Origin of the sequence: Treponema sp. OMZ 790 (genome assembly GCF_024181285.1) — a bacterium.
Lineage (GTDB): Bacteria > Spirochaetota > Spirochaetia > Treponematales > Treponemataceae > Treponema_B.
Window position 1 is genome coordinate 2,235,933 of sequence record NZ_CP051201.1, and the last position, 19,405, is coordinate 2,255,337.

General features: G+C 38.1%; 16 protein-coding genes. 13 read left to right on the forward strand and 3 right to left on the reverse strand.

All coding sequences use genetic code 11. The annotated features are described in order from the left end of the window. The first annotated feature begins 10 nt into the window (after positions 1-10). Positions 11-1,018, forward strand: coding sequence for a hypothetical protein (locus E4O01_RS10655; RefSeq protein WP_253692167.1), 1,008 nt, complete (start codon positions 11-13; stop codon positions 1,016-1,018). Between the two features lie 3 nt (positions 1,019-1,021). Beyond that, on the forward strand, positions 1,022-2,122 hold the full coding sequence (locus tag E4O01_RS10660) for a tetratricopeptide repeat protein (RefSeq protein WP_253692168.1): 1,101 nt from the start codon (positions 1,022-1,024) through the stop codon (positions 2,120-2,122). Here the strand turns inward: E4O01_RS10660 and E4O01_RS10665 are convergent. Then, a complete protein-coding gene (locus E4O01_RS10665) occupies positions 2,119-3,252 on the reverse strand; it encodes a sigma 54-interacting transcriptional regulator (protein WP_253692169.1) in 1,134 nt (377 codons plus the stop codon). The two genes, E4O01_RS10660 and E4O01_RS10665, sit on opposite strands and share 4 nt — an antisense overlap. 98 nt (positions 3,253-3,350) lie before the next feature. After that, positions 3,351-3,989: a DbpA RNA binding domain-containing protein gene (locus E4O01_RS10670; protein ID WP_253692170.1), complete on the reverse strand. Its 639-nt coding sequence runs from the start codon at positions 3,987-3,989 to the stop codon at positions 3,351-3,353. Between the two features lie 488 nt (positions 3,990-4,477). Here E4O01_RS10670 and E4O01_RS10675 point away from each other — a divergent pair, with 488 nt between their 5' ends. The 5 genes from E4O01_RS10675 to E4O01_RS10695 all read left to right on the forward strand — a co-directional run bounded on the left by E4O01_RS10675 (position 4,478) and on the right by E4O01_RS10695 (position 9,863). Then, positions 4,478-5,152, forward strand: a complete 675-nt coding sequence (locus E4O01_RS10675) for a class I SAM-dependent methyltransferase (RefSeq protein WP_253692171.1) — start codon at positions 4,478-4,480, stop codon at positions 5,150-5,152. Positions 5,153-5,321: 169 nt separating this feature from the next. Next, positions 5,322-6,671: a YjiH family protein gene (locus tag E4O01_RS10680; protein WP_253692172.1), complete on the forward strand. Its 1,350-nt coding sequence runs from the start codon at positions 5,322-5,324 to the stop codon at positions 6,669-6,671. A gap of 124 nt (positions 6,672-6,795) precedes the next feature. Beyond that, positions 6,796-7,107 (forward strand): YbjQ family protein, encoded by a 312-nt coding sequence (locus E4O01_RS10685; RefSeq protein WP_253685371.1) that lies wholly within the window; start codon positions 6,796-6,798, stop codon positions 7,105-7,107. A gap of 36 nt (positions 7,108-7,143) precedes the next feature. Then, entirely contained in the window at positions 7,144-9,168 is a 2,025-nt protein-coding gene (locus tag E4O01_RS10690; protein ID WP_253692173.1) for a urocanate hydratase, read from the forward strand. A 92-nt stretch (positions 9,169-9,260) separates the two neighbouring features. Next, positions 9,261-9,863: a class I SAM-dependent methyltransferase gene (locus E4O01_RS10695; protein WP_253692174.1), complete on the forward strand. Its 603-nt coding sequence runs from the start codon at positions 9,261-9,263 to the stop codon at positions 9,861-9,863. Positions 9,864-9,888: 25 nt separating this feature from the next. Here the strand turns inward: E4O01_RS10695 and E4O01_RS10700 are convergent, their stop codons facing one another. Continuing rightward, a complete protein-coding gene (locus tag E4O01_RS10700; RefSeq protein WP_253692175.1) occupies positions 9,889-12,051 on the reverse strand; it encodes a methyl-accepting chemotaxis protein in 2,163 nt (720 codons plus the stop codon). A gap of 163 nt (positions 12,052-12,214) precedes the next feature. On the opposite strand from E4O01_RS10700, the gene E4O01_RS10705 reads away from it, so the two are divergent. From E4O01_RS10705 to E4O01_RS10730, 6 genes are all read left to right on the forward strand, one after another. Continuing rightward, positions 12,215-12,883: a LolA family protein gene (locus E4O01_RS10705; protein WP_253692176.1), complete on the forward strand. Its 669-nt coding sequence runs from the start codon at positions 12,215-12,217 to the stop codon at positions 12,881-12,883. 21 nt (positions 12,884-12,904) lie between these two features. Continuing rightward, a complete protein-coding gene (locus E4O01_RS10710; protein ID WP_253692177.1) occupies positions 12,905-14,023 on the forward strand; it encodes a helix-turn-helix domain-containing protein in 1,119 nt (372 codons plus the stop codon). A 28-nt stretch (positions 14,024-14,051) separates the two neighbouring features. Continuing rightward, on the forward strand, positions 14,052-15,452 hold the full coding sequence (rimO, locus tag E4O01_RS10715; RefSeq protein WP_371819654.1) for a 30S ribosomal protein S12 methylthiotransferase RimO: 1,401 nt from the start codon (positions 14,052-14,054) through the stop codon (positions 15,450-15,452). 139 nt (positions 15,453-15,591) lie between these two features. Then, positions 15,592-17,679, forward strand: coding sequence for a hypothetical protein (locus E4O01_RS10720; RefSeq protein ID WP_253692179.1), 2,088 nt, complete (start codon positions 15,592-15,594; stop codon positions 17,677-17,679). A gap of 8 nt (positions 17,680-17,687) precedes the next feature. Continuing rightward, entirely contained in the window at positions 17,688-18,878 is a 1,191-nt protein-coding gene (locus tag E4O01_RS10725) for a M15 family metallopeptidase (RefSeq protein ID WP_253692180.1), read from the forward strand. After that, positions 18,871-19,275 (forward strand): Holliday junction resolvase-like protein, encoded by a 405-nt coding sequence (locus E4O01_RS10730; RefSeq protein ID WP_253692181.1) that lies wholly within the window; start codon positions 18,871-18,873, stop codon positions 19,273-19,275. The genes E4O01_RS10725 and E4O01_RS10730 overlap by 8 nt, the downstream gene beginning before the upstream one ends. Positions 19,276-19,405 lie beyond the last annotated feature (130 nt).

Genomic DNA, 19,405 nt, shown 5'->3' on the forward strand with positions numbered 1-19,405 from the left:
TGCTAAATCTATGCCGGATTACGAACTTACAAAAGGTAATCTGAAATTGGTAGTTTTTAGAAAAACGGGAAATTTTTGTCTTTATAATCTTTCGCTCAGAGGGAAGAACAAATACATACCGCTTTATGATGATAGATCCCTCGGAAGAACAAATAAATTCTACGTTTATAAAGACAATAGGGTCTATGAATTGAAAAAAAGAATAGGAAAGCCCGTTAAAATTGAAGCCGATGAAACTTCGATAAATATTTCATATGAATTTACCGATTCTTTCTATGTTACTCAAAAACTGTCTTTTACCGAAAAAAATTACGGTACGGGCGGTTCCCTTTTAAAAATTGAAACCGTAATCGAAAACACAAGCGGCGTCAATGCCGAATTTGCTTTAAAAGCTCTTTTCGATACCAATCTAGGCGAAACCAGACGTATTCCCTTATATACCGATTTAAGAACCGGAATTTTTAGAGAAGCCGTTTTGGAACCTAAACTCGAAAGAGATTCCGCAATAATTTCAGCTAATTCAGATTTAGCCTGTTTGTTCCTGATTAACCACTCTGAAGCAAAAATCCCCCAAAGCATTTATATTGCCAACTGGGAAAGACTTCAAAGCCGTAAATGGCTGCCTAAATCCGTTTCGGGAAGACTTTTTAGCACAAAATACTTTCATAACGATTCAGCTCTTTTATTTGTTTGGCCCAAAGAAGTGTTGGAAGCAGGCGAAAAATCGAATGTTACAATGTTGATAGGCTGTTATGATTTTTTGCGTAAGAACAATAAAGAAAACGATACACAAGAATCCGAAGTAAAAACAGCAGATGCCGAGCCTAAAGAAACTGAACCAACTCCTCCGGTGAGCTCTGAAAAAATGAGCCCTCAGGAAGAAAAAGATTACCAATACATACAAGCTTTATTGGATAAAATCCTTGAAGTTGAGTCAAATCCCGATATGGCTTCCGATGAGTATATTCAAGACTTAATAGAACAAACAGACAGCGCAATACAGAACATACAGGAATAAAAAATGGCTCTTTCCATTGTAGATCAAGGTAAAAAATTATTAGGCAAAAAAAAATATAACGATGTCATCTCACTTTTGGAACCCCATGTTCTTGAATATAGGGATTCATTTGCTTTTCACTTTTATTTAGGTCTTTCATTTTTACATATAGGCGATGTTCAAGGTGCAATGGTTTATTTTACAAGAGCCCGACAAATAAAACCCAATGATTCGGACTTGCTTTCAACCTATGCAGCTATGTCTTTAAGACGCTCAATTACTACTGAAGCCGTAGAATATTATTTGCAGGCTCTTGAGCATAACCCAAATTGTAAATTGGCAAAGAAGGGGTTGGATATTATCCGTAAAAACAACTCTCCCGAAAAGATAGGAAATTTTGTACAATCAGGAAAAATAAAAAATCTTTATCCCAAACCCGGAAGTGAAGAAAAAAAAGGAAGAATTGTCGCCATAGCCCTTGTTCTTGGAATTTCCATTATTTCTCTAACCTTTATTGTTCCGTATATCGATAAAACAAGAGAGTTTTCGAATAATGACAGGGCAAATTTGGATGAGTTTAAATTAGACAGCAATGAAAGAAAATATGCTGTAGATATGGAAGGTTCATATATCTATATTTTGACTCAAAGCCAAATACTACAATCCTATACGGATGCACAAAATTATTTTAAAGCTCATAGAGACAATGCTGCACAAGTCGAGATAAACAGACTTTTATCTTCGAATGCTTCTTTTTCGATTAAGCAAAAGTCCAGACTTTTGATGGATTATTTTGAAGAACCCGGTTTTGATAACATAAAGGATGTTTATTCTTATGCTCAAGTAAAAAACGAACCCTTGCTCTACCTTGATTGTTGGGTAGTATGGAAGGGAATGCCGACTAATATACAGACAGGCTCATATACAACAGCCTTTAATCTTTTGGTAGGCTATGATACAAAGCAAATTTTGGAAGGCGTTGTTCCCATATTTTGCGAATTTGTATCGAAAATAGATTCCGACAGGCCTGTAAGCGTATTGGGTAAAATAACGATAAAAAACGGAACAATATGCCTAAAAGGTAAAGGTCTTTATCAAAGCCAAAAACCGGCCGAAAACGATTAAAATTCTATATGATAAGCTTCTATTTTTTTATCCTCGTAATAATGACAAGCCCTGTCCAAGCAATTGTACAATTCTCTGATGTTTCCGGGCCAGTTATGTGAACGCAGTTTGCTTATGGCTTCATCGCTTATGCTTCTATTTATTTTGACCAAATGGGATTGTGCAAGATACTTTATGTCTTCTTTTTTGTTTCTCAGCGGCTGTATTTCATGGTGTAAAATATCCAGCCGATAATAAAGGTCTTGTCTGAATTGTTTTTCTTTTATCATTTTTTTTAGGTCTTCATTTGATGAAGATATCAAGCGGAAATCGACTTTCTTTTCTGTAACGGAACCGACCGGTCTTACAACGCCTGATTCGAGAACATGAAGGAGTTTTGCCTGAACGTCCATGGACAGGGTTTCCATTTCATCCAAAAATATAGTTCCTCCTGCAGCTTCAACAAAAACGCCTTCTTTTTTAACGGCTCCTGTGAAGCTGCCCTCCTCCGTTCCGAATAAAAAGGATTCAGCCAATGACTCCGGTATGCAGCTTACATTTATCGATAAAAATTTTTTATCTTTTATTGCAGATATTCGGTGTATTAAATTTGCAGCCAAACCTTTTCCCGAACCGGTTTCTCCCAATAAGAGAACGGGCAGGTTTGATTTTGCAGCCTTGTATATAAATTCTCTAAGAGAACAAGCCGCATTACTTATGCCGATTATTTCGTTTTTTATCAGCTTTGTGTTTTCATCTTCTTTTATATAGCTTATGCTTTTCTCTCGGCAAAATCCCTCAAGAAAGAAATCTTCAATTTTCTCATATACAGATTTAAAATTTGCCGGAAGTTCAAAAATTCCCGAAACATTGTGATTAAATGAGTCATAACTAAAATTTTCTTGTTTACAGTGCATAATAATAAATATATGTATGTGAGGGAATTCTTGTTTTATTATCTCGGATACATCGGGTAAAAAAATACCGCCCGATTCTGCATCTATAATTACAAAATCAAAATTGTCTTTTCGTAAGAGTTCTATTATTTTTCCTGTATCAAGGGTAAAAGATACATTCCACAAACTTCCAATTTCATTAATGAAATTTTCGGCATCTTCTTCCGAATACGCCGCATACACACAACTTTTCATATTTTATTTTATCAAATTTACTTTTTTATTACAAGTATGTTAAAAAAGCCCTCTAAAAGAGGGCTTTATATAGCTTAAAGATACAGTGCTTATGCCGGCTATACTTCACTTTCCTGCCGGATATCGGAGGTTTCCGTTTCAATACAGCTTTCGGTATTTACGGTATTAAAATTTTCCGGTTCTTCGAAATTATCCTCTTCATCCTCAGGTCTTCTTGAATGGCTGACCGTTAGATTTTTACCTCGGTAGTAGCTGTTGTTTAACTTTTCGATAATGGTTTCAGCTTCATCCTCCATAACTTGTACAAAGCAGTAGTTATCCAAAATCCTGATGTCTCCGATATGTTCACGCGAAATACCGGCACCCTGAATCAACAAGGTTATAATATCTTTTGGAAAAATACCTCTTTTGCGGCCTACTCCGATAAAAAGACTTGTTGATTCATCTTCAGCCAATATTACTTTGGGCCTTGCAGGTCTTGCTGGGGTTTGCTTAAAGGCATTTTTTCCTGTACCGTTTCGTCCGTCTTTTTTATAAATACGGTTACCCCCGATTCCCGCTTGTTTAATAAGGTAGGCGGCAACATAAGACCGCATCGTGAGCGGGACTGCTTTTTTAAAGATGCGGCGATACAAATTTAATTCTTCAGGATTTTCCTGTGTTTTTATCGCTTCGATAACATCTTTTAAGGAAGAAATTAATTGTTCTTCATTTTCGATTCTAATTTTGTTTGACACGATATATCTCCTAAAAGGCTATATTGCCATATAATTGCTTTTTAAGCAAGCCCTTTTAAGGAATTTTTGATAAAATGACAGGCCGCAGAATGGAACTTACAAAGAAGCTTGATGCAGACGGTATTATGAGATGTTTAGCAAACAGGCAGAAAATTATTTGGAATCAACAACCCCGACGCAGCGCATCGGGGTATGTTGTTCTCATAAGGTGGTTGCAGTCGGCTTTAATACCCTTTGTTACGACGCAGAGCGTCGGGGTATTAAACCCTCCGCACTAATAAATTGATAATTTTGCAAAATTACCGTGTTTTTTCGTCCTCATCGCCTATATCGGCAGCTGTACCTGTCCGAAAGGAAAGAAGTCTCATGTACTTACCGGAATATATCTTAGAAAATACTAATATTTTACCGTTGAAAAATCACTAGCCATATGTTATTATTTTTAAAGATGAAGGAGCTTGTATCAGCAACAAAATGGGGAGTAGTTTATGTGTAAAGAAAATTATTATGCAAAAAGTTTAAATTCGCAAAAGTTGTTCCAAGTTTATGAAACGGCAATTCCTCGTGTAAAGCAATATTTAGATGAGGAAATCAATTTTATCAAAAAACAGTTGACAGGCAATGAATCCGTCCTTGAAATCGGCTGCGGATATGGGCGTATCTTAAAAGAACTCTATCCCTATGCAAAGGCTGTAACGGGAATAGATATTTCGGAAGATTCAATTAAATTTGCAAAAGAATTCTTAAAAGACGGTTCGAATATTTATCTTGAAACAATGGATGCCTATAAAATGAATTTTAAAGAAGAATTTGATATGCTTCTTTGTTTACAAAACGGGCTTTCGGCAATCAAGGGAGAACCTGAAGAGCTTATACAAAAATGTATAAAAGCCTTAAAAAAGAATGGGAGAGCTTATTTTAGTACTTATAGCTCCAAATTTTGGGATATCCGTTTAGACTGGTTTAGAGAGCAAGCCGATAAAAAACTATTGGGAGAAATCGATGAAGAAAAAACAAAGGACGGTATCATTATCTGCAAAGACGGATTTAAGGCCCGAACCTTTACCGAAAAAGATTTTGACGATTTAGGTAAAAAATCCGACCTTGAATATGAGATTAAAGAAATAGATGAGTCAAGTCTATTTTTAATCATAAAAACTTGAGGAGACACGATAAACAGTTCGGCAGCAATACAGCCTCACTGTTTATCTGTCGAGTTTTGTGCAAAGCACAAAACATCGCATTATTGTATGCAGTTTGTAAACAAACTGCGTGAAAAAACTTTTTTCGGAAGCTAATGCTTCCTGCAAAAGTTTTTATGGGAGAAGTTCTATGAGTGAAGAAAAAATGAACGAGAACATGGCTGTTCCCGAAGGAAAGACGGATCCGAAGACTATAATCCGCTTTGTAGTTTATAGTTTGATCGGAATTTTTATGTTTTTTATTCCGATTGCAATCGGAGAAAAAAAGACTATTCCCTTGGATCACATTGTGGGATTGATTCAAAAGATTCCCTATTATGCAGCATACTGGGGTCTATTGCTTTGTTGTGTGGGCGTAGTTTTTCCCTTTGTAACAGGTTCATGGAAAAAGACCAAGGTAAAAACGATATTTTCCATTATCAACATTCTTGCAATTCCCTTTGCAATTATGACCGTATTCAATGTAGGCCCCGAAGCTCTTTTAGCCAAAGGAATGCTTCCATTTATCTACGGTAAAATAGTTGTTCCGGTTACAACTATCGTTCCAATCGGATCTGTATTTTTGGCCTTTATTGTAGGCTACGGCCTCATGGAATTTGTAGGCGTATTTATGCGTCCTGTAATGAAGCCCGTCTGGAAAACTCCGGGACGAAGCGCAATAGATGCAGTAGCCTCCTTTGTAGGAAGTTATTCGATAGCCCTCCTTATCACAAACCGCGTTTACAAGGAAGGAAAGTACACCAATAAGGAAGCTGCAATAATTGCAACAGGCTTTTCTACCGTTTCGGCAACCTTTATGATAATAGTGGCAAAGACCCTCGGCTTTATGGAATATTGGAACTTCTATTTTTGGACAACGGTTATAGTTACCTTTATAGTAACGGCAATTACGGCAAGAATATATCCTCTATCCAAAAAAGCCGATTCCTATTATGAAGACAGAAAAGGCGACATTGAAACCGATGTAAAGGGAAATAAATTTAAGATCGCCTTAGGAGAGGCTGTAAAGGTTTGCAACTCCGCACCTTCCCTTCTTCAAAATGTAAAAATAAATTTGCTTGACGGTATAAAACTTGCAATAGGTTTAGCCCCTTCCCTTATGGCAATCGGAAGTTTAGGCCTGATTATTGCAAAGTATACCCCTGTCTTTGACATAATCGGATATATCTTTGTGCCCTTCACATGGCTCATCCAACTGCCTGAGCCCGTTCTTGCAGCAAAGGCTCTTGCCACAAGCATTGCAGAAATGTTCTTGCCGGCTCCCTTAGTTGCAAGCGCCTCGGCAGGTACAAGGCTTGTAGTAGCCGTCGCCTGCGTTTCTGAAATCTTATTTTTCTCGGCATCTATCCCCTGTATGATGAGTACTGAAATTCCATTGAAGATGAAAGACTATCTTATAATCTGGGTTGAAAGGGTTATCCTTTCGATTCTGCTGACGGCCCCCTTTGTGTATTTGTTTATGTATATAATAGCAAAGTAAGCGGCTCCCCTTGTTCTTTAAGCTTAAAACCAATATAATTTTTATAAGTTCTAAGCTCTTTAAAATTTAAACTTATTATGATATAATTCTTCTTAACATAACATTTATTAAAAGGAGAAAAGTTATGATAGTTGTAAACACAGATTTTATTTCGGGAAAAAATATAGAAACCATTGCTTTGGTTTTCGGCAGTACCGTACAATCCAAAAATATGTTTAAAGACTTCGGAGCAGGCTTAAAAAACCTTGTTGGCGGTGAACTGGGCTCCTATACTAAGATGATGGATGAAGCAAGAGGAATCGCTATTGAACACATGATAAAAAAGGCCGAACAAATGAATGCAGATGCGGTTATCAACCTACGCTTTTCAACATCTGCCGTAATGCAGGGTGCTGCAGAAGTTACAGCCTACGGAACTGCAGTAAAATTCGTATAATATAACACAATATTTATTTTTAAGGAGATAAGAATTATGGTTACAAACAAAGAAATCGCATCTGCGATGACCATTAAACTTGACGCAACACTTCCTCCCGAGCCTGTTTTTGAAAAGGGAATAAGAAGGGCACCGAGCAGGGGCTTTAATTTGACAAAGGCTCAAACGGAAGTCGCTCTAAAAAATGCCCTCCGCTATGTACCGGAAGAACTTCACGAAAAGCTCGCTCCCGAGTTTTTGGATGAGCTTTTTACCTACGGCCGAATTTATGCCTACCGCTATAGGCCTCACGGAAACATTTACGGAAAACCCATCGATGAATACAAGGGTAAGTGCCTCGCAGCAAAGGCCATGCAGGTTATGATAGACAACAACTTGGACTTTGATGTTGCCCTCTATCCTTACGAACTCGTTACCTACGGTGAAACAGGTTCGGTCTGCCATGACTGGCTCCAGTACCGCCTCATCAAAAAATACTTGGAAGAATTAACCGAAGATCAAACCCTTGTTATGGAATCGGGGCACCCCTTAGGCCTCTTCCCTTCAAAACCTGAAGCTCCGCGGGTTATAATTACAAACGGCCTTATGATAGGTATGTTTGACAATTATAAAGACTGGGAAGTCGCGGAAGAAATGGGTGTTGCCAACTACGGCCAGATGACGGCCGGCGGCTGGATGTACATAGGCCCTCAGGGTATAGTTCACGGAACATTCAATACAATCCTCACAGCAGGCCGCAAGGAACTGGGAGTAGCAAGCGACGGCGACTTAAAGGGAAAGCTCTTTATTTCTTCCGGCTTGGGCGGAATGTCGGGGGCCCAACCCAAGGCCTGCGAAATTGCAAATGCCGTCGGTGTTTTTGCCGAAGTAGATAAATCGAGAATCAATACCCGTCTTGAACAAGGCTGGGTTCACGAAATGTCCGATAACTTGGATGAAATCTTTAAAAAGGTAGATGAGTACCTAAAAAAGAAGGAGCCAATCTCAATCGCTTATCACGGCAACATTGTAGACCTTCTTCAATATTGTGTAGACAAAAACGTTCACATCGACCTACTTTCGGATCAAACCTCCTGCCATGCACCATACGAGGGCGGTTATTGTCCCGAAAAGATGACCTTTGAAGAAAGAACTAAGCTCCTCTATGAAAACCGCGATGAATTCTGCAAGAGGGTAGATTCTACATTAAAGCACCACTTTGAGCTTATCAAGATTCTTTCTTCAAGAGGAACCTACTTCTTCGACTACGGAAACTCCTTCCTAAAAGCCGTATTTGATGCAGGAGCAAAGGATGTTTCCAAAAACGGAATTGACGAAAAAGACGGATTTATCTTCCCCTCATATGTAGAAGACCTTATGGGACCCGAACTCTTCGATTACGGTTACGGCCCCTTCCGCTGGGTATGTTTATCCGGAAAACCTGAAGACTTGGATAAGACCGACGCTGCCGCAATGAGCTGCATCAATCCCGACCGCCGAGGTCAGGACAGAGACAACTACTACTGGGTACGCGATGCCAAAAAAAACAAGCTCGTTGTAGGAACTCAAGCCCGAATTCTTTATCAGGATGCCGAGGGAAGAAGAGACATAGCCTTAAAGTTTAACGAGATGGTTCGAAAGGGCGAAATAGGACCGGTTATGATGGGACGCGACCACCACGACGTAAGCGGTACGGATTCCCCCTTTAGGGAAACTTCCAATATCAAGGACGGAAGTAACGTAATGGCAGACATGGCCGTACAGTGCTATGCCGGAAACGCAGCCCGAGGAATGAGCCTTGTAGCTCTCCACAACGGCGGCGGTGTAGGTATCGGAAAATCCATCAACGGAGGATTCGGCCTCGTGCTTGACGGAAGCGAAAGAGTTGACGAGATTATCAAGTCCGCAATTATGTGGGACGTAATGGGAGGCGTTGCCCGCCGAAACTGGGCCCGCAACGAAAACTCCATCACCACCAGTATCGAATACAACAAAAACTATTCGAAAGGCCACATCACGATTCCTTATGTTGCTAAGAATGAGTTCGTAAAAAAACTGGTCGAGCAAAAATATAAAAAATAAAAACGGCTGATATAAAAACGCAGGACTTTTTAATAAGCCCTGCGTTTTTTTTACCGAAACTTATATCGTATACTTAAATCTTAGGAGGGCTTATGATTTGGGACAATGTTGCGGGCATTTATGATATTTTTGCAAATCTTTATAACGGCAAAGTTCATGAGGTTCTTTGTAAAAAGATAAACTCTATGATTACAAACCAAGATATTATTTTGGAATGCGCTTGCGGAACAGGCATGCTTAGCCTTGGTGTCGCTCAGCGATGTAAAAAACTCATAGCAACCGACATATCAAAGAACATGCTAAAAAAGGCAAGAAAAAAGTGTAAGGCCTATAAAAATGCCGAATTTTGTGAAGGCGATATTCTCCGGCTTAATTATCCCGATAAAAGTTTTACCAAGGTTATAGCAGCAAATGTTATTCACCTCTTGGATGATCCGTACAAAGCCTTAAAAGAGCTGGAAAGGGTCTGTTCTGTAAAGGGGAAAATAATCATACCTACATATATGAACGGCAAAGCCTCAGATAAGAAAAGAGGCCTTGCAAATCTTCTTGGAAAAAAAGGAAGTATATTTAAAATAGAATTTACATACGATTCATACCGGCAGTTTTTTTTCGATGCCGGATATAAAAATACAGAATACAGTTTGATTGAAGGCAGGGTTCCTTGTGCAGTTGCCGTCATCACAAGGGAATAAAGGCAAGCTGCACCGGCAAAAGTTTCTAAACCTTAAACTGCTTCATTTCTTTTGCAAGATTGTTTATGCTGTCTTGGTGGGTTTGACTCATAGAATCTATTTCGGTAATAGCCTTATTTATCTCTTCAGCATCCACAGACATGTCATTCATTCCGGTTGTAATTACTTCGCTTATTGCCGATATATTCACCATTTGCTTTGAGACGTTATTGCTGCTCATAAGCATTTCGGTTGAACTTTCTTTTACCATGGAAGTGGTATCAATAAAGTTTGAAATAGATTTTAAAACTTCTTCACCTCTGTTAATTTCTTGCTGCATAGCCTGCATTATAATATTTTCTTGATTTTTTACAGCCTCAGTCAGCCTAAAATTTTCCATAAACATCTCTTCAGATTTTACGGCATCTGATGCAATCTTATCTATCTTCAATTTAAGGTTCTGCAAAACGGTTGTTATGGTTTTTCCTTGAGTACTGGACTCTTCGGAAAGTTTTCTGATCTCATCTGCAACAACGGCAAAACCTTTTCCTGTTTCTCCTGCATGGGCAGCTTCAATTGCGGCATTCATTGCAAGGAGATTTGTCTGGCTCGCTATGTGCTGAATAATTTTACCTGCATTTAATAAGCCCTCTGACTCCTCACTCATTGCAGCCGTAAGTTTGGCAGATTCCACCGATGAGTCTTTTACATATGTTGAAGCTTCTTCAAGTTTAGATATCAACTCTTTATTTTTTTCTAAAATATCGCCTACACTCTTGATATCCATTATCAGCTGCTCCATGGCTGAGGATGAAACAGCCATACTCGCAGATTGAGCTTCAATATGTTCATCCAATTTGGATATATTTTGAAGAAGAACCTTTATCGATGCAGCCGTTTGATCTATACTCGAAAATTGGCTTGATACTTTCTCTTTTACACCTTCAATGTTTGAAGTTATTTGATTTATCGATCCGGCAGTCTGAGTAATGTTTCCGGCCAAGTTTTGACCTAATCGGCGCATGGTTTCAGTATTATGTGATGCTATTTTTATTGACGAACCTATTTTACTTATGGTCTTATTAAAATATTCGGAAAGTTTTGCGGTTTCATCCCTGCCCTTAACAGGAAGCCTGACTGTAAGGTCTCCTTCACCATCTGAAATATCTTTTAAAACATGTAACAGTTTTTTTATGGGATTGGTAATGTTAAGAATTATAATCGTCGAAATCAGTATAAAAATCAATAAAACGATTAAGTTTAAAGTGATTATGGAAGTTATAAGAGAATAATATTCGGCAAAAACTTCGCCTTCTTCCATAAAACCTACAATGGTCCATCCCAATCCTTGGATTACATGAGATTTTGTAAGCCAATATTTTCCGTCCATAAAAATTCTTTCAGTTTTTTCGGATCTCAAATTAGAAAAATCGGCAGAATTTATATCATTAATATTTTTAAAATTAAAATCTGCATGACGGGGATCAGCTAAAATGGTTCCATCCCCCTGTATAAGCATAAAATATCCGGTCATGCCTATCTTGGATTTTGCAAGCATATCCGTCAACGTTTTTAAAGTGACTTCAATACTTACATTTCCTAAAAATTCGTTGTTTTCTGAAAACACGCTCTTAGACAAACCAACTACAGTATCGCCAACCGTAGATAAAAAGGCATCGGTTATTATGGTTTCACCCTTTGCAGCGAGGGCTTTTTCATACCACATGCGTTTACGAGGATCATAGCCTGCAGGCATCGCTCCGTCAAAACTGGTTGCATAACCGCCCCACTTTGTTCCGAGATAAACCTCGACATATTCCGGAAAACTGGAAAAAACATTTTTAAAGTGTTTAACAAGCCTTTTTTCCGTGCCGCTTTTAACCGTTTCTGCGGCTTTAATTTTTTCGTTTGAAAGAACATAGGAATGGATGGTATCATCGGCTTTTCGTACATCCCCGTCTTGTGAAAGAGAGTTCAATACAGCCTTCGTATTTTCAAAAAAAAGTTGGAAAGAATTCGATATATGAACCAAATCCCTTGGAACGATCCTGTTAAACCGCTTAAGACTGTTTTTATTAAGTGTATTTCCTATAAAACCTACGGTTATCCCCGTAAAAACTATGATAAGTACGGAAAAAATTAAGATCATCTTAAACCTTATAGGAATCATTTTATCTGCTTTTTTATGCTGCGAACTGCTGCCTGCCATATGAGTCTCCTTCGAAATATAATGTATAATAATTTATCTATAATAATATACCCCTACCAAACAAAGAAGGGATAAAGTCGTTACAGAGAATGCGGATTATATATTATTTTTTAAAATTGTTCTACTTGACTTTATGGGCTTTTTTTGCTTTACTATAATACGCATGAAAAAAAATATAATTACTATTTTATTTGTTTTTATAGGTTCGCTTTGTTTTTCGCAAAATATAATTACTGCAGGCGACTTGTTCTCTTCCGTCTCCGATAGGTATGCTCAAATACAGGATTATATAGTAGATATGAGCATAAGCTCCGGAAATTCGACACAGCAGGCTACGGCTATGTTTAAACGCCCTGACAAGCTGCGTTTAGACTTTAGATACCCTGAAGAGCAGTGCATAGTATTTAACGGAAGCACCCTATCAATTTATCTTCCTCAATACAGAACAATTTTGACACAGGATGTCGAACAAAGCAATGCCGGGGGCTCGTCACTGGCGACGCCTCAAGGCTTGTCTCTTATAAAACGGGGCTACACAATTCAATATGATACAACATCGGCTCCTCAGCCGCTTGAAGAAGGCTCTTCTGAAAATGTCATCATATTGTTGATGAATCGAAAATCTGCAACAGAAGCGTTTAAAACCTTGCGTGTTATGATTTATCCTGACGGTAAACTAATACGCCGAATTGAAGCGATACCTGTTTCCGGCGGGAAGATCAGATTTGACTTTCATAACTACAGAATAAATGTCGGAATCGGAGGCAAGAACTTCGCATTTGATGCACCTTCTACTGCAAAATCCTTCAATGATTTTCTTTTTGTCGATTAATTTCAGCATAGGAGATAAATAATGAACGAAATCGGGAAATTGCTCACAGAAACAAGAACAAATCGTGAGCTCGAACTTGATCAGGTTGCAAGAGAAACCAATATAGCCAAACGATACTTGGAAGCCTTGGAAAATGACGATTACAGCGTTTTCCCCGCAGAACCCTATGTTTTAGGTTTTTTGAGAAATTATTGTGAATATTTGGATCTTAATCCCGAAGAAATAATAAATCTTTATAAACAGATTAAAATACAGGAAACCTCCCTGCCTCCGGATGCTTTATTGGAAAAAAGGAGCTTTTCAATCTCAAAGCCTCTCGTAATAGGCCTCGGCGCATTGGCTGCCATTGCCGTAATAATTACCCTCATATTTTTTGCCGTCAAAAGCTGGATACCGGCCATGCAACAAAGACGGGAACAGGAAAATTCCCAAGCCGAAATTCGCACAGTACGGGAAGCAAAGATACATGAAATAAATCAACAAAAGTATGAACAACGAATATTTGAAGGTGACAGCCTAAAACTCAATATAGACGGAAAAGAATTCAATATTGAAGTAGAAAAAATAAGTCCTAAATTAAACCTAAAAACCGGCACGGGAACTCAAATAATAAGTTTAGGTCAAACGGTAAAAATGGACCTTAATAACGACTTAACTGCCGATTTGGAAATCACGGTAGAAGATATTGACAAAAATAATTCCGAAGCAGGGGCTTTAGTCTCAATATTAACGGGAAGCAATGTTGCACAAGGAACTTCATCTGCCGGAACGGATTTGGTCGTTTCCGAAACAGGAACACCGGTCTCATCGGCATCTAAAGTGCTCTTTGAAAGCGGTTCGGCCTACCCCGTAACCCTAAATGCCACCTTCAGAGGATATTGTCTTTTTAGACATGAAGCCGACAGAACTAATAGAGAAGAAAAATACTATCAAAAGGCCGAACAACTTACAGTTCAAGCCAATAACGGTTTAAGAATTTGGGCATCAAACGGTAATGCGGTAAAACTTCAAGTTGTTGCCGGCGGAAAAACCGTCGATTTGGAAGTCAGCCGCCCCGGAGAAGTCATCGTAAAAGACCTTAAATGGATAAGAGATGACGAAACCAAACGTTTTAAATTCATAGTGGTAGATGTCGATTAAAATTTAAATGACCGGAAAAAACTTTTTTATAGACTTGCATGGCTGTGCAAAAAATCAAGTAGATGCCGAGCTTATAATCGGAATAATGGAAAATTTGTCATGGAACAACACCTCCGATCCGGATGAAGCTGACTTGATTATAGTCAATTCGTGCGGCTTCATTAATTCTGCAAAAGAAGAATCGATAAATGCCGTTTTGCAAGCCAAAGCTGCTCATCCCAAAGCTAAAATTTTACTGGCCGGATGTCTTGCAGAACGTTATGCCGAGGTGCTTAAAACGGATTTACCTGAAGCAGACGGAATATTCGGAAACGGAAACCTTTCTCTTTTGCCGGAAATAATCGATGCAATGTACCCTAAAAAAACTTCATCCAAAAAAATAGTTAAAAAGACGCTTATTCCTCCGCAAATAGGGGTCTGCGGAGGAGAAAGACCTAAAATCCTTAACTTTCCCCATTCTGCCTATATTAAAATAACCGAAGGTTGTGATAACTTTTGCAGTTTTTGCGCCATACCTATAATCCGGGGAAGATTAAGAAGCCGCCCCGTCAAAGATATCTGTAACGAAATAAAAGACTTTATAAAAAAAGATTTTTACGAATTTAACCTGATAGGACAAGACCTTGCCGCCTATCAAACAGGAAAGGATGATATAAAAGAACATAAAAAAGAAAGTAACCTTTCCGGCTTGGCCTTTCTTTTAAAAACTATCTCGCAAATAAAAGGCGATTTTAAAATTCGCCTGCTTTATATCCACCCGGATCATTTTCCGCAGGATATTCTCCCGATAATGACCGCAGATAACAGATTTTTACCCTACTTCGATATTCCTTTTCAATCGGGCGCACAAAACATCATACAAGCGATGAACCGTAAAGGCTCGGCGGAAAGCTATCTCGAAATTGTACAAAAAATACGAAATGCTTTTAAAGATGCAAAAAGCCCTTACGGAGAACCGCAAATACGCACAACCTTTTTGACGGGTTTCCCTGGAGAAACGGATGAAGACTTTAATGAAACCATCAACTTTTTAAAAGAACTAAAACCTCTTTGGTCAGGAGGCTTCACATATTCCCGTGAAGAAGACACAGCCTCTTATTCTTTTAAAAACAGAGTAAACAAAAAAACGGCTCAAAACCGCCTCGCCGAAATACAGGACATACAAACCGGAATAACCGAAAAAATACTGGATTCCTTTATCGGAAAAGAAATAGAAGTATTTGTCGAAGAGCTCATTCCTGAAGATGATACAGGCACTCTGGCACTCGGAAGAGCTTGGTTTCAAGCCCCTGAAGTTGACGGAGCCGTAGTTTTGAACTTCACCTCAAACAAAAAAGATATAGCCGGAAAAACCATATCTCCCGGCTCTATAGTAAAAGCTAAAATTACAGGCCGAAGCGGCTTTGACATAGAAGCCGTTGCAGTATAAAAAGCACCAAAATTTATAAAGTCTTAAAAAAATCTACCGATACTGTAATGAGCTATAATTGATTTTACCTGACATTGATATTTAGAGAGGGTTTACTAATTCTTTATAAATATGATAAAATAGGTATTGGAGATTTAAATTGCGTACGGGTTTAAAAGTTCTTATAAGTTTAGTTATCTCTTTGGCCGTGTTTTCCGGTCTGCTGTTCTTAACGGCCTCAGGTTATGAATCCTTCACAGAAACAAAAATATATAAACCTTCAATCGTGCGGTATATTAATGAAAATTTATCCGAAATTGAGAGAACTTTTAAGATATGGAATGAAACAAACACTGAAATGTTTAAAAACTTCCTCCATGAAGAAGCTTTAATGTCTACAGTAAAACAGGAGCAGAGTAAAACCGACATAGAAGAAAGAAACAATCTTATTTCAAAAATCATGTCTACAGTACCCGGATTTGCAGGACTTAGGATAATTGATTCTGAGTATCAAAAAATACATTTCAGTACTTTCCCGGAAGATATTCTTACCAAAACCGATTCAATGCTTTCATATAAAAAATATAATGATTCAGGGGCTTTAATTCCTTATCAACATATAGAGGTTCCGGATAACTTAAAAATCAAAATAACGGCTTCAACCGAACTGGATTTGCTTTTATATTGTTTACCATTCTATGATTCTTATGACGTATATAGAGGAACTGCAGTCTTTTATATTTCGGGGAACAGCTTTTTATACCATCTGGTTTCCGAAAATATACTTTCAATAAGTGACGAGTTAGCCTTACTTTCGGATCAAACCCATTCTATGCTGGGAATTTTGACCGGAACACATAACGTCGTTTCGCCTGATTTAAAAGAAATGGTTCTAAATGATTGGGAGCGGTTGCCTCAGAATCTGCGTGTCATAAGCCTTGAAGGCAAAGACAGCTGGGTTCTTATCACAAAAAAATCGGACTTCGGTTATATAGGCCGCATAACCGAAAAAAAAGTCTTTACATTCCCAATTACCGTCAAATACTTTTTAATATTTACGGTCTTTGTGACAATATTTTTAACGTTCTTTTTGCTGTTAAACATAAAAAGAAACAGATTATTCGTTGCACAAAATAAAATTCAACAGCTGCATTTATCCATTTTAAAAAACTATCTCAAAAGTTCGCAAAGAGAAAACTGGGCTGAATTGCAAAAAGAACTGGAATATCACCGTCACGAAGTTAATGCAGAAATAAAGAAGGGATTGGGTAAAAAACTTCTGCAGACTAAGGGAAAAGAAATAGACGACTTCCTGCAAAAAAGCTGGCAAGAAATATTCGATATTATCAACAAAACAGCCGCAGGAAAAAAATTGGAACAAGGGCTTAAAGATATCGAAGCGGAAGATCTTATCAATCTTTTGATGGAAGCCCTAAAAAATCAAAAAAATGCTTCCGAAAAGCCGGAAAGCATATCCGCCTCGCCGGAATCAGCCGAGCCCCTCTCCGAAGTTGAAGAATTAGATACAGATGTCGAAGAACTTGACGAAATAGAAGAAATTGCCGAAGCCGAAGAGCTTGATGAAGTTGAAGAAGCCGAAACTGTTGAAGCTCTCGAAGAAACAGAAGAAATTGCCGAAGCCGAAGAACTTGATGAAGTTGAAGAAGCAGAAACTGTTGAAGCTCTCGAAGAAACAGAAGAAATTGCCGAAGCCGAAGAGCTTGATGAAGTTGAAGAAGCCGAAACTGTTGAAGCTCTCGAAGAAACAGAAGAAATTGCCGAAGCCGAAGAACTTGATGAAGTTGAAGAAGCCGAAACTGTTGAAGCCCTCGGCAAAATAGAAGAGCCCGGTTCCATCGATTATTTGGATGACCTTGAAGAAATTTCCGAAGATGAAGATAATGATGATCCCATGCTCCGCTTAAATGATTTCGGCTACACTATCTCGGGCTTGGATTTTTCCGAACTCGATGTTCCCATTTCGGAACTGGAAGGAATCGAAGCTAAAAAGGTTGAATACATTGATGACAATTACAGCCCCATACGATCAATGTGGGGAAAATATGACATAGGCCCCACTTTAGGCGATTTGGATGTAGTAGGCGACTGTGAACCTATTCCTCTATTGGAACTAAGTGAAGAACAAACAATAGTAAACGAAGATGGGGTTTTTATTATCCGCAAAACAGAGCCGGTCAAACCTGAAAACGAGGATTTTAAGGCGCTTGTAGATTCCGTACTTAGATAGTATCTAAAATGCAAATAATTTTAAAAAATGAAAAAAAGCTGCTCATTGTCTTATTCTTTTTTTGTTTTATAAATTTAAATATTACCATAGGCCAAAATAAAGACAAGCTTGATGACTTTAATTTTAACCTCGATAACCCATGGTTAAGCCTCAGAGCCATTCAAATGTCATATCCCGATCTTGTAAAAAATATTTCCTTTGATTCGGAAGTAAACGATTGGTTTATCACCATAAGAAATCAAAATTTATATTGGGCTCATGGAAGACTTTTACCGAAAAAGGATATTGAAAAATGGCGGAATTGGTCTCCGGTAATTTCTTATTTCTACTCCGATGAAGTCCAAAACCCCAAAGAATTTTCCAAAGACCTCATAGCCTCATTAAGACCGGAAAGCCTAATAAAGCACAGAAAGAAATCCCCTCCTCCAAATTACATTTTTGCAAAACTTATATTTAACGGAAAAAACAGAAAAGAAATTATCAAACAGCTGCGCCGTTTAAAGTTTCTAGGCTATGATGTGTGGGTACACCACCGCGTAGTCGAACCTCTAAAAAGAGTTCAAAAAAAGATATATGCGGCTCAAAAAAAAGATTTAGAAGTAAAGAAATTTTTAAAGGAACTGAATCAGTGCTGGAGTTTTAACTGGAGAGTTATAGCAGATTCGGGAAAGTTAAGCAATCATAGTTGGGGATCGGCTATTGATCTTTTGCCCAAAGACTATAGAAACAAAAAAATGTATTGGTTTTGGGAAGCAGTGCGTGATGATCATTGGATGAAAATTATGCCTTATAGAAGATGGTTCCCCCCAAAAGCAGTAATAGAAGCCTTTGAAAGTGAGGGCTTTATCTGGGGCGGCAAATGGACACTCTGGGATAATATGCACTTTGAATACCGGCCTGAACTCTTGTACATCAGAAATTTTGTTCTACACTCGGAATTTAACGAATTTATAGCAAAAGATTCCAAAAACACTTATAGTCAATCAGAACCTACGATTGAACAAACCGGTAAAAAACTTCCCAAAAACCTTGAAGATATTTTCCGAATTGCGGATTTGGTAAAATTTGCCCTATCTTTCTCTGAAAAGCTCGATCCTTTTTACGGGTTCAAAGATGAAAATGATCCGGATAACGGTGAAATTATCGAAGATGAGACAAATATCGAAGAACCCAAATATTTGGAGGAAATGATTGAGTAAAACGATTTTAGGAATATTGATCGCAATAATATTCTTTTTGGCCGGATTGATTATCGGAAAATACAAAGAAAGAAGTTTAAATCAAAAAAACGTAAAGGAAGCACGAAAAGATGCCGTAAAACGCTCCAGAGCAGTATTAAACGGGCAGCTCTCTGAACAGTTGGCGCCTTTTTTCCCAGATTTTCCTGCAAACCCCACAGAAATACAGTTTATAGGAAAACCCATAGACTACATTGCCTTTAACGGCTCATCTCAAGGCCGTATAGAGGACATAAGTTTTATAGAAATAAAAACGGGGTCTTCCTCTTTAAGTCCCGTTGAACGCTCATTAAAAGATGCAGTCAAAAAAAATAAGATAAAATACATAGAATATCATGTAGATTTCAAGAATGAATAGAGATTTTTGATTAAACCGTAAAGAACAGTAAAAAAATGAAAAAAAATACATTTTTTTCTTAAAAACACTTGACAGTTTTTGCTTAATTTGGTAGATTACATATACACACAGAAAAGATACACATACTACT

Coding starts and splice junctions, on each gene's coding strand:
- E4O01_RS10680 (WP_253692172.1), top strand. CDS start 5,322: ATGAGTGAAGAAAAAATGAACGAGAACATGGCTGTTCCCGAAGGAAAG.
- E4O01_RS10710 (WP_253692177.1), top strand. CDS start 12,905: ATGAACGAAATCGGGAAATTGCTCACAGAAACAAGAACAAATCGTGAG.
- E4O01_RS10655 (WP_253692167.1), top strand. CDS start 11: ATGCCGGATTACGAACTTACAAAAGGTAATCTGAAATTGGTAGTTTTT.
- E4O01_RS10660 (WP_253692168.1), top strand. CDS start 1,022: ATGGCTCTTTCCATTGTAGATCAAGGTAAAAAATTATTAGGCAAAAAA.
- E4O01_RS10665 (WP_253692169.1), bottom strand. CDS start 3,252: ATGAAAAGTTGTGTGTATGCGGCGTATTCGGAAGAAGATGCCGAAAAT.
- E4O01_RS10675 (WP_253692171.1), top strand. CDS start 4,478: ATGTGTAAAGAAAATTATTATGCAAAAAGTTTAAATTCGCAAAAGTTG.
- E4O01_RS10690 (WP_253692173.1), top strand. CDS start 7,144: ATGGTTACAAACAAAGAAATCGCATCTGCGATGACCATTAAACTTGAC.
- E4O01_RS10705 (WP_253692176.1), top strand. CDS start 12,215: ATGAAAAAAAATATAATTACTATTTTATTTGTTTTTATAGGTTCGCTT.
- E4O01_RS10695 (WP_253692174.1), top strand. CDS start 9,261: ATGATTTGGGACAATGTTGCGGGCATTTATGATATTTTTGCAAATCTT.
- E4O01_RS10700 (WP_253692175.1), bottom strand. CDS start 12,051: ATGGCAGGCAGCAGTTCGCAGCATAAAAAAGCAGATAAAATGATTCCT.
- E4O01_RS10725 (WP_253692180.1), top strand. CDS start 17,688: ATGCAAATAATTTTAAAAAATGAAAAAAAGCTGCTCATTGTCTTATTC.
- E4O01_RS10685 (WP_253685371.1), top strand. CDS start 6,796: ATGATAGTTGTAAACACAGATTTTATTTCGGGAAAAAATATAGAAACC.